Source organism: Rhodococcus rhodochrous (genome assembly GCF_014854695.1).
Lineage (GTDB): Bacteria > Actinomycetota > Actinomycetes > Mycobacteriales > Mycobacteriaceae > Rhodococcus.
Genome location: NZ_CP027558.1, coordinates 113593 through 124792, shown reverse-complemented (window position 1 = coordinate 124792; position 11200 = coordinate 113593). Strand labels below are relative to the sequence as shown.

Below are 11200 nucleotides of genomic sequence, written 5' to 3'. Positions count from 1 at the left end.
GGCGTCATGTCCTGAGCCCAACAGAGACGCTCGAGGACACGCCTCACTGGTTCCACACGAAGGCGGAGATCGGCGACGTACCGCTCAACTTCGGACGCCGAGACCAGCCCGCCCGGCATACAACTCGACATCAGATCTGCCGACGTCACACGGCACACGGGCCGATCCCTTGCCCTTACCCGTGTTCCACCCTTTCGAATGCCCCGACACCACTGGGCCCACAGGCACTCCGGATCGACTCAGCCTGCCAGCACAGCACTGCCGACCGGACCGTCCTACTCGAAACGACCAGCGGCTCTGTTCGCCACCCTCGCCGACGCCTCCCCCACCATTGTCAACCTCCCCACGTTCAGTACGTGTGTGAGCGATGGCCATGCCCCGCAACCGGATCAAACAACGACATAGCCGAGTTCGTACGCCGCGGTATCAACGGCATCAGCCAGACCAGGATGCGACAAGGGAAGCGACAGCACAGGACGCTGCGGAAACGCATCAGCAGCACGTTCGACGACAGCAACGGACGTGCTGCCGGCAAACCGACCGCGATAGATGACCCCGTCGAGATCGGTGTGAGCGCGATGGATAGTGCGGGCCCAATGCTGCGAGAGGCGGTGCGGCACGGAATCAAGAGCGCGATTGCCCCCCACCCGAGTGGCCCATGCACCTCCACCGATACCGGACACGTCGAGCAACCGCAGAACGCGGGTGAAGCGCACACCGGTCAGATAAGGCTCACCGCGATGGCGATCGATCACCCTCGCCGATTGAAACGCTTCCGCCAATGCACCTCGGGGGCTCGAAGCGCCGTACCACACGCCGTAGCCGGGATGATCCCCACGCGGAAGCGGATGCTGATCGAACCGCAAAATCGGCCCGAACTCACGCAACGCATTCCACGGGAGAACGTGCGAGCCCGTCGTACGGTGCACGCGCCACACGATCGCGCTCGGCTGCCACTCGAGTATTTCCTTCGGCAGCAGACCTGCCGCACGAAGCTTCGCGATGGAGGGCGGTGGCGGAAGCATTGCCCCCATCTACGCTGATTCCCACTCGGCGGCGGCAAGCACGTCGACCACAATCTCGACCTCTTCGGGTGTGCCTGCGCTGCCGGTCAACCACGCGACGATCGAGACCGGCCGGCCATCGACGACCAATGACGACTGCGGCTGCGTGAGCAATGTCTGAACCGTCAGCGGGTGCAGGTCCTTCGGAATGTGGGGCATGACTTTGTCGAGGTGAGGCACGGCCCCGTTGTCGGTGAATTGCGCCGGAGGCAACAAGCGGTTGCGACCGGAGTCGAATGCCCACAGGGTACCGTCGGCGATTCGTTGCCTGATGCGAGCCGGCGTGACGCCGAGGCTGACTGCAGCGTCTGCAATGGACAACGAGGTCGCGACGAGGTTGGCCATCCGAACATCGCGATCAACTCGCGCTGCCGTGGCAGCGGCGGGACTCGCGGTGAATCCGGCATCGGTAAGCACGCGTGCGTCGTGCTCGGACAGTGCGGGCCCGGCGGGATTCGCCGTATGGAGGCTCTTGAGGATCTGCACGAGTTGATCACGGCCGATGTCGACTCCGGTCACTTCACGCAAGGCATCTTCGAAATTGAGGTCGCCTCGCAAATAGCGGCTCTCCGTCGTTGCTTCACTCACCACGACCTCCTGATTTGCGATGATTTACGCTCGCAAATACATGATAGCGAACTCGGTCAAGCGCGCCCACCCTGACGACTCCCGTCGGTGTAACACCGACGCCAGCAGCCACAAAACCCCAGAACAACGCGCCACGGCCACCGCGCGCCCCCTTCCAACGGCCACGACGTCCAGGACCGGGGGTGACGCCGCCAACACCTTCTCGTCATCGAAACAGCGAAGATTGACCCTCCCGATAGAGCTGCCGACCAGGATGGTTGTCTCCGCAACGATCCCTTTCGCCGGCCCGAGAAAACGGTCGAGCAGTCCGTTGGGATGCACAACGTTCGCTTCCCGAGTCGCCGTGCCCCGGAATCAGGGACTCCGGGGCACAGGGCGGGCAGCTCCGAGGGGTGAGCGGCCTGCCAGGACTCGACCACTCCCGAGATGGAGTTGAACATTCGTCACCGCAGCTCGGTCGAAGGAGCCACAGCCAGACCGCAACATGCGTGTGGGACGTTGCGGCCGAGGTCACTGTACAAACCCGAGGGGTTCACCTCAGGTCTTCACCCCACCCGTCATGACGGGGAGAACCCCGGAGTCGTACTGCCGCCGCGTTGGTACCCCTATCTCCCCTCGGGCGGTTCAGATCTCCGAACTCCCCGAGCTCGAGCTATTCGTCCTCTGCACCAGTGAGAGACGCGCCTGCCATCCACATCGACGCCCCTCTCAGCAAGATCATCGACCGCGGCACTACCAACCCGTCAATGCAGCACCACACCCGCTCTCGACCGATTGCCGCCGCCGAGCAATTGACTCCCCTCGTACGACCCCCCAGACGACGTCGTCAGCGCGTGGCGATGACAAACCATCTCTCCGCCGTCCGTGGTCCTCACTCGCGACACCCCGGGGGCTACTACAAGAAGCAACAGGACGGCGTGCACATCCCAGGTAGTTCACCGTCGCGCCAGTAACGAGCCTTGTGCTCCAGCCACTCCCCTACCTACTCATCAACTCCGCCGACGTACGCATTTGGGACTTCCTTGCTGCCGCGCTGCTCACGGTCGCCGGCGCTTGCGAGCACCATCTCGTGGTACCTACTGTCCATGCACGCAGGAGGCGGCGCTGGTCCGTCGAAATCGATGGCGTGCAAGTCTGATTCGCGTCCTTCGACACGGCCTTGACAACGTGAGCGAATCGCTACCGGAGCCCATCGACAGTGATGGAAGACGTCGTCAGTACCGAAACCCTGTTCGACGACAGCGCACCGGTTGGGCTCGATGTAGCGCTGCACCGCCCGTATCAGAGCGGTATTCGAGATAGAACGCACCCGGCGAGAGACGACGGTGTGGTTGCGTATCGCACATCACCAGAGGGCCTGCGCTCTGCCATGTGCCCCAAGACGCCGGGACAGTAGCTACCGAAACAGTTGAATGGATAGCGACGACATAGGTCAGCATCGACGGACGTCGATACTTTCGACGCGAGCACCTCATAGCGCCCTTCTTATCCCTAACATTCTGTCCGCGACAAAGAAACAAAAGTGCCCTGCCGATCGCATACGGCAGGGCACTCGAGCAGGGTCGTCCGGTTTATCGCCATCCGAAGACGGCCACGCATTCTGCCCTATTTCCTCATTTTCGATCGCACTGACTCGACCTCCCCTAGATTTGGCCCATCGCAAGTGCGCCGGCCACGGCGGACGAAGACGGGGCGAAGCCGTGAGTCGGTGCGTCTGCAGAGAGCTAGTTATCAGTGAGCAGCGACGTATTCGTCGACGAGGGATTGAGGCAGACGTCCTCGCGCGGGAACCTCGAAACCTTCTTCAACCGCCCACTCTCGAATCTCCTTGGAGCTCGGAGAATTCGGATCGGATGACCGAGCCGTTCCGGCTCGCTTCTTGCGGCCTCCGACGCGGGTCGCACGCTCGACGTAGTAGTCGATCTTCTTCCGGAAGTCGCGAGCGTTCTTCTTGTTCAGGTCGATGGTGTACTCCACCCCATCGACAGCGAAACTGATGGTTTCTCCGTCATCGTCCAACGCAGTTCCATCGATGTCGTCGAAAGTCTCAACGATTGTTCTACGCGCCACAGGTTGATCTCCTCTTCGAATGCATCCGGCCGGAGTCTAAGTAGCTGGCAGGTCCCCGATAGTCGGTCCGGTCGTTTCTAGAGCCGGTTGCTCTGTGCAGTCGATCAGTCGATCTCGCACGCCACCGGTTGGTGCCGGTGGGTGCATCCGGCAGCGTACTCGGCGGGGGTCTTGTACCCCAATGCCGAATGACGGTGTCGGTGATTATGGTCGTCCTTGAAGTCCTCGATCACCACCCGGGCCTCGAGCAGAGTGGGCCAGTAGTTGCGGTTCAGACACTCATCGCGCAACCGGTTGTTGAACGACTCGATGAACCCGTTGTTCCACGGCGTGCCCGGCGGAATGTAGGACACCCCCACCGACCCAGCACAGAAGTCCCGCAGCGCTTCCGAGATGAACTCAGGCCCATTGTCCATGCGCAACACCAGCGGCGGCCCACCCCACATCGCGAACGCCTTCTCCAAGCCCTCGATCAACCGGCCGGCGGTGATCGAGCGGTCCACGATGTTCAACAACGACATCCGGGTATGTTCATCGACCATCGACGCGATCTTCACCGTCTTGCCGTCGACGGTCGAATCGAGCTGGAAGTCCAATGCCCACACCACATTCGGAGCATCAGCGTCGACGACCGGAACCGAGGACAGGCCGGCACGTTTGCGGCGTGGAGCACGCCGGACCTGCAATCCTTCTTCTTTCCACAGGCGGTGCACCTTCTTCTTGTTCACCTCGATGCCCTGGTCGTAGCGCAGCCATGCCCACGCCCGACGAAACCCGTGCCGCGGATGCTTGCGGGAATACCTGCGCAACTCTGCGCGCAGATCGGCGTCCGGGTCGCCTGGTGTCTGCGCCAACGGCAACCGCCGGTAAACCGATCGGGAGAGCCCAACGACCTTGCACGCGAACCGCTCCGACATCTGTAGGGTGTCGGTGAGCATGGTGATCGCGGCGCGTTTGGCGGTCGGGCTTAGAATTTTCCCTTCGCGATCTCCCGCAACGCGTCCTTCTCCAACTCGGCATCTGCGAGCAATCGCTTGAGCCGGCTGTTCTGCTCCCGCAGTTCCTTGAGCTCCTTCGCCGCATCGGCATCCATGCCGCCGTATTGACGACGCCAGTTGTACAGCGTCGCCGCCGACACCTCGAGCGCGGCGGCGATCTCCTCGCCGTTCTTGCCTTCCGCGGCCAACTCGTCGGCCCGGCGCAGCTTGCGCACGATGTCCTCGGCCGAGTGACGTTTGCGTCCCGCCATGATCCCTATCGTCCCTTCTTCGCCCTTACCAGGGCAATCAGGACTCTAGAACAACCCGGACCTACTCACAGGGGACACGCCATAGCCTCTTGTCACCAAAGCCAAACCAACTCCGAAACGGGACTGCTGCACGATCCGGTGACAGATACGGTCACGCAGCCTGTGCGGCTGGTGTGGTCATGATTGTCTCGAACTCAACCGGCGTCAATCGGCCGAGTCTGAGCTGACGTCGCCGGCGATGGTAGGTCCGCTCGATCCAGGTGACGATCGCGATGCGTAACTGCTCGCGAGTGCCCCAACGCTGCCGGTCGAGGACGTTGCGTTGGAGCAGCACAAAGAACGATTCCATCGCGGCGTTGTCGCCGGCCGCCCCGACCCGACCCATCGACCCGACCAGGCCGTGGCGACCGAGGGCGCGGACGAATTTCCGGCTACGAAATTGCGACCCACGATCGGAGTGGACCACACACCCGGCGACCGAACCTCGCCGGGCCACTGCGGATTCGAGAGCGGCCACGGCGAGGCGAGACTTCATCCGATCACTGATGGAGTAGCCCACGATCCGGTTCGAGTAGACATCCTTGACCGCACACAGATACAGCTTGCCTTCATCGGTGCGGTGCTCGGTGGGGGCACCTCCCTGCACGGAGTGCTAGGGGGAATGTCGCTGAGCCACAATCGGTTCGGCTCGTCCGCGGTGAAGATACGGCCGACAAGATCGTCGTGCACCGGCGGCCCGGAACGGCCTTTCTTCGAGCCGCGTTTCTTCCCGAAGACGCTCCACCATTTGTTGGTCGAGCAGATCCGCCACGCTGTGCGGTCCGACATCGACTCGCCCGCATCGCGGGCTTCGTCGGCGAGGAACCGATAGCCGAACTCGGGGTCTTCGCGGTGAGCGTCGAACAGTGCGTTCGCCCGGTGCGCCTCCTCGAGCTCGGCATCGGTAACCGGGCGCTCGAGCCACCGGTAGTAGGGCTGACGGGCAAGCTCAAGGACCCGGCACTTTCGCCGCGACGGGAATCGAAGTCCGCGGCGAGCTGCTTCACGAGCGGGTAGAGCTGTAATGGCATTGGCGGGCCTGCGGCCGGCTGACAGGCTGGGCTCCAGCTCGGTCGTGTGACTCCGGGTAGAACCGACCCGCCCCGGCGGTGGTGTCTTCAAAAGGACATGTCCACGACCGAGCTGCGGCTCGGTCTGCCCGCGCAGATGACTTGATCAGAAGCGTGTCCGCCCACCGCGGCGTGACTCATTACAGATATGTCTCTACGCGACTCCCCAACCGGGCCACCGAAGTACCGCCCACGAAGGAGACCTGCCATGACCACAGTCGCCGAACGGTTCGACCACGTCGTCGGCATCGACACCCATGCCCGCAGCCACACCTACTGCCTCGTCGACACACGCACCGGCGCCGTCGTCGATACCGCGACGTTCCCGACAACGACCGCCGGAATCACGCGCGCGACGAGCTGGATCACTCGACACTCGAACCGAACGAGCCTGCTTGCCGCAGTCGAGGGCACCTCCTCCTACGGCGCCGGAATCACCGCCGCCCTGGCCGCAACCGGAATCGGCGTTGCCGAAATCCGGCCGCTGTCGAGACCCTCGCGCGCTCGTACCGGCAAATCCGACCCCATCGATGCCGAAGGCGCAGCACGAGCCGTGATCGGTGAACACCTCGATCGCCTCGCCCAGCCCCGACGCACCGGAGACCGGGCGGCACTGCGCGTCCTGCTCGCTGCACGATCTCTGATGGACCAGCAGCGCACCGCCAACAGAAATGCCCTCACCGCGCTGCTCCGCAGCACCGATCTGTCCGTCGACGCACGACGACCACTGACCGATGCTCAGATCGCGGTCATCGCCGGGTGGAGAACCGGCCGCGATGACGCACCCGTGCGTGTCTTCCGTGAGGAAGCGCGCCGGCTCGCCAGGACCGTCCTCGACCAAACCGAGCTCCTACGGATCAACCACCGTCAGCTCGCGCAGCTCACCGAAGCTCTCGCGCCCGGACTGCAGAGCATTCCCGGAGTCGGCGCGGTCACCGGCGCGATACTCGTCACCGCGTACTCCCACCACGGGCGTGTCCGCTCGGAGGCCGCATTCGCCTCCCTCGGTGGTATCGCCCCGCTGCCGGCATCCTCCGGCAACACCACCCGCCACCGTCTTTCGAGATCCGGTGACCGGCAACTCAACCGCGCGATCGATGTCGTCGTTCGCACTCGCCTGAGCTGCGATCCCGCCACCCGCGTCTATGCGGCGCGTCGCCGAGCCGAAGGTCTGTCCCGACGCGAAATCCGACGTTGCCTCAAACGCTACGTCTGTCGCGCTCTCTATCGCGAACTACGCACCCGAATGGCTTGACACACAGGCATAGAAGCGTCCTTTTCCCGGAAGATTCGCCTGCGACAGATACGCGGCAGCCCGGCGCAGCACTTCGTTCTCTTGCTCGAGCAGCCGGATGCGTTTGCGCGCTTCGCGCAGTTCGGCGTTCTCGCTGGCGGTGGTGCCGGGTGTGATGCCGTCTTCGACGTCGGACTTTCGCATCCAGTTGGTCAGACAGGATTCGCTGATGCCGAAGTCCGCGGCGATCTGCCGCAGGTGCTGGCCTGGTTCGCGGTTTCGGGCCACCCGGACGACGTCGTCGCGGAACTCTTTCGGATAGGGCTTGGGCACGGGTCCATCCTTCCAGCAGTGCCTGACGGCACCACAGTTCAGATGTCACCTGCTCCTACATCAGTCCCAACCCATATCATTGACATGAACAACTCTACTCAGAAATTATCGCACGACTGCGACGATCCAGCGCCTCAGAACTCATGGCCGACAAGCCACATAGAGGTCCGTAATCCCATGCCTATCGCGGTTCGTCACCGCATGCGACATCAGACGACCGAGGCCTATCCGTTCATGCAGCCCGTCACACGCCACCTCGACCCGTGAGAGCACCGTGATCCGCGAAATAGTTGAGTAGACCCGTGACCACACAAAACAGCGGCAGCGGTCCGGATCGCACCAATCGCGTACTCGCGCCCATCAGGTCCATACCCTGCGCCCGAGATGCCATATGGGCGATCGCATCGACTCACAATTCCTACAGCCACGTTCGCCGCTCGGGGAACCCCATGAGTCAGCAAGCACGACACCAGACTTCGAAACAATGGTACGTCTCGTAAGCCCTCTGGTATCGCATCGGCCACGAAGCCGTTCGACGCGGCACCACCGCAGTAACCATCGCGGCCGACGGAAACGAATCCGCAATTCGGTTCGCGCAGCGGCCCATCGGTGTCCTTCGTACCACCGCCAGAGGGAGCAATCCGTAGCAACCAACAAGCTTCGACGTCGTTTCACGTCCCCACGACAGGATTTCAACGACCGAAGCATAGGGATTCTGAACACAAACGTTCTCACTTGACCCGATCGCCGGAAATACGACCTCATGAGCCGATCACGGTTCGAGCCGGACTCCCCGTCAACTAGTGCCGCATCACGCAACGTTTGCCCTGTCGACGATCTCCCGTAGCTGTTGATCCTCGGCGTGCTTGTTGCGCCAGATGATGTAGCGACGGATCATCGACGCTTGCTCCCGGTGACTGCCGTGGTCGGTGCCATCGAGCGCGAAGTACCGCAGCGCGGTGAACTGCGCCTCGATCCGGTTGAGCCACGAACTGTTCGTCGGGGTGTACGCGATCTCGACGTTGTTCGCCTCTGCCCACAGACCGACCCGTTGGCACTTCCTCGTGGTCAGGTGCGGCGAGAAGTTGTCGCACACGATCGCGATACGAACCTCCGCCGGGTAAAGAGTGCGCAGGTAAAGGCAGAACTCGAGGAACGTGGAGCGGTTCTTCGTCGTCTTGACGTGCCCGTACAGCTTGTCCTTGCCCGGGTCGTACGCGGCGAACAGATGCCGCACCCCGTTCGGACGGGTGTAGGTCGCCCGCCGCCGGCGCCGCGGCTCCCGGTCCGGGTCCTTGTGCCTGCCGCCACGCTGCGCCCACTGCCGGCCCGGATGCGGCTGCAGATTCAAGGGACCGAACTCGTCGAGACAGAAGATCGCCTGTGGCTCATCGGGATCGGACACGACATCGCCATCGGCGATGGCATACAGGTGTTCGACCCGAGCCTTCTTCACCGCGTAATCGGGGTCCCGAGATCTCTTCCAGGTCTTCACTTTTTGAAAGGAGACACCCTCCTCGCGGAGCAGCACGCGCAGACCCTCGTGGCTGATGTCGTCGACCACCCCCTCGGCGACCAGGAACTCGGCGAGTTTGGTCAGACTCCAGGTCGAGAACGGCAGATCGTGCTCGGCGGGGGCGGACTTGGCGATCTTCTTGATCTCTCGGCGCTCCGGCAGGGTGAACTTTTTCGGCCGGCCGCCGGCGTACTTCGGGTACAGCGAGTCCAATCCGTCGGCGCCCAAAGTTGTGGATGACATCACGGACCCGGTCGGCGCTGGTGAAGCTGACCTCGGCGATCTTCGGTACCGGCATGCCCTGGGCCGAGAGCAGGACCATCTGGGCGCGCCGCCAGGTCACCACCGATCCGGTGCCGCGGCGGATGATCCGTACCAGCCGTCTGCCTTCGTCGTCATCGATCTCTCGCACGCGTACTCGTTCTGCCACTCGACCAGGCTGACCGATCCCGTGGCCGACACGCCGCAACCGGTCGGCGTGTCGGCCAGAACGGGCAAAGGTTCACGGGTGCGGCACTAGCTCAGCACCGGCCGCGACCTGATGCCTGGACCAACACAGTGAAGAAACTGTCAACAGTAGGTGCGCCCTACGAAAGCCAGCCATCTCGCATCACGATCGCGCACGACTACTGACGCCACACTCCGCAAAGGACCGCAGACACCGCAGCGAAGGCCCAATAGAACCCGCACCCTTGCCCCCGACAATAGCGACGGGTTGGTCGAACCCTTCCTCATCACTACGCGACAAGAACTCTCTACTGCTCGTCATTCCAACAAGACCAACCTTGGCACGGGTCCCGCACCGCGAAGACCCAATCGCGGACCGCGGACTGCACCCATCCGCAGCTGCGTGCACCAGGCCACTCTCCCACTCGAGTCGACACCGACCCACTCGAAGCTGACTCCGCCCCAGTCGCGTGCTCATCCAGCCAGGTTCCCTGAGTTCAAGCTCCCGCACGACGAACATCAACTCTCCTGCACGCATCAGGCACCTCCGGGCGACCCTCTCGGCGACGCACGACCCACCAGTACACCCGACTCCCAGGCACCCTGAATCGCCCCGAGATCCGTATCAGCTCTCCCACGCGACACCGGCGACTCGAGATCACCCATTGCGATCGTGCGCGCAGCGCAGGCGTCACACCGGACCCTGTCCCCTACTCCGAACGGATCAGGCACGCTCCATCCGCCACCGCCCAGCGACTCATCGAAGCCAACGCACTACCCCCGGACTCCTCGACGCAGTTTCACCCGAGCACGGCGTGCAGAGACCTACTCCCTCGGAGAGTCCCAAGGAGCCCGTCTCTGCCGGCATCCACCGCGCGGAGGGACGTGTTCTCTTCACTACGTGCTCGCCGCCGACTTCGTCTACGGCCACACCTGTACACGCTCCGCCCTGGTTCATCCACGCCGCCCCCTGTGCGATTCGAGGATGTCAAGAGCGGTCCGATCGCGTGATTCGACCGTCTCACTGCCAGCCAGTAACGTGCGCCCCGGCGGCGCCTACGACCTGCGCGGCACCCGCCTTCGAGTGCGCACCGCGCCGGATGTCGCTGCAAGATGGCTCACGGCACGCCGGGGCGGGTAGACACTGACCTTTCACTCCCTCCTCCCCTGATTTCACCGGTCTCCGCGAAATCGGGGGCGTGAGGGCACGATTCGTAATTACGGTTCGTCAATGCGTCTGCCCGACTCTCGCGCACCATCGACCCGTGAAAATAAAATTCGAGCCGGTGCGCGACATGAGAGGGATCATGTGATGAAATTACTGCCAGGAATATAAACCGACCGGAGGAGATCGAACCGCACCCATCGCACACAACTACATGACGCTTGGACAGCACATGACAAAGCCCCCTTGCGGGGGCTCGTCATTCGGTCGAACTTTGCCGAGATCGACCGGAACTCCGAACACCTAACGGCGTTAGTTTTCACCCTCACCGTCAGGTGTCCTTTTGGGGCCGAAGTTGCCGCTTCGACTCCATTTTGTGCTTTCACCAGGGATTTCCTTGCCGAGATCCCCGATTCCCCGAAGGG

The 11200-nt window shown here is 63.0% G+C and carries 6 protein-coding genes and 2 pseudogenes; 1 reads left to right on the top strand and 7 read right to left on the bottom strand.

Annotated elements, in window-relative coordinates; all coding sequences use genetic code 11:
• Positions 1-389: 389 nt before the first annotated feature.
• The 5 genes and pseudogenes from C6Y44_RS25510 to C6Y44_RS28220 all read right to left on the bottom strand — a co-directional run.
• Positions 390-1025: an RES family NAD+ phosphorylase gene (locus C6Y44_RS25510; protein WP_192379085.1), complete on the bottom strand. Its 636-nt coding sequence runs from the start codon at positions 1023-1025 to the stop codon at positions 390-392.
• A 9-nt stretch (positions 1026-1034) separates the two neighbouring features.
• Entirely contained in the window at positions 1035-1652 is a 618-nt protein-coding gene (locus tag C6Y44_RS25505) for a hypothetical protein (protein WP_041804393.1), read from the bottom strand.
• A 1731-nt stretch (positions 1653-3383) separates the two neighbouring features.
• Entirely contained in the window at positions 3384-3722 is a 339-nt protein-coding gene (locus C6Y44_RS25500) for a histone-like nucleoid-structuring protein Lsr2 (protein WP_192379047.1), read from the bottom strand.
• A 104-nt stretch (positions 3723-3826) separates the two neighbouring features.
• Positions 3827-4971, bottom strand: a protein-coding gene (locus tag C6Y44_RS25495; RefSeq protein WP_225623883.1) for an IS3 family transposase whose coding sequence is annotated in 2 segments (ribosomal slippage) — positions 3827-4707 and positions 4707-4971 — 1146 coding nt in all. Because the reading frame shifts where the segments join, the coding sequence is not laid out codon by codon here.
• 151 nt (positions 4972-5122) lie between these two features.
• Positions 5123-6038 (bottom strand): annotated as a pseudogene (locus C6Y44_RS28220) (IS3 family transposase); the annotation flags it as partial.
• Between the two features lie 250 nt (positions 6039-6288).
• Between C6Y44_RS28220 and C6Y44_RS25485 the strand changes: the two are divergent.
• Positions 6289-7335, top strand: a complete 1047-nt coding sequence (locus tag C6Y44_RS25485; protein WP_192379044.1) for an IS110 family RNA-guided transposase — start codon at positions 6289-6291, stop codon at positions 7333-7335.
• Here the strand turns inward: C6Y44_RS25485 and C6Y44_RS28215 are convergent.
• Positions 7315-7647, bottom strand: a complete 333-nt coding sequence (locus C6Y44_RS28215) for a transposase (RefSeq protein WP_225623882.1) — start codon at positions 7645-7647, stop codon at positions 7315-7317. The genes C6Y44_RS25485 and C6Y44_RS28215 overlap by 21 nt on opposite strands.
• A gap of 811 nt (positions 7648-8458) precedes the next feature.
• Positions 8459-9593, bottom strand: a pseudogene (locus C6Y44_RS25475) (IS630 family transposase).
• Positions 9594-11200: the final 1607 nt, after the last annotated feature.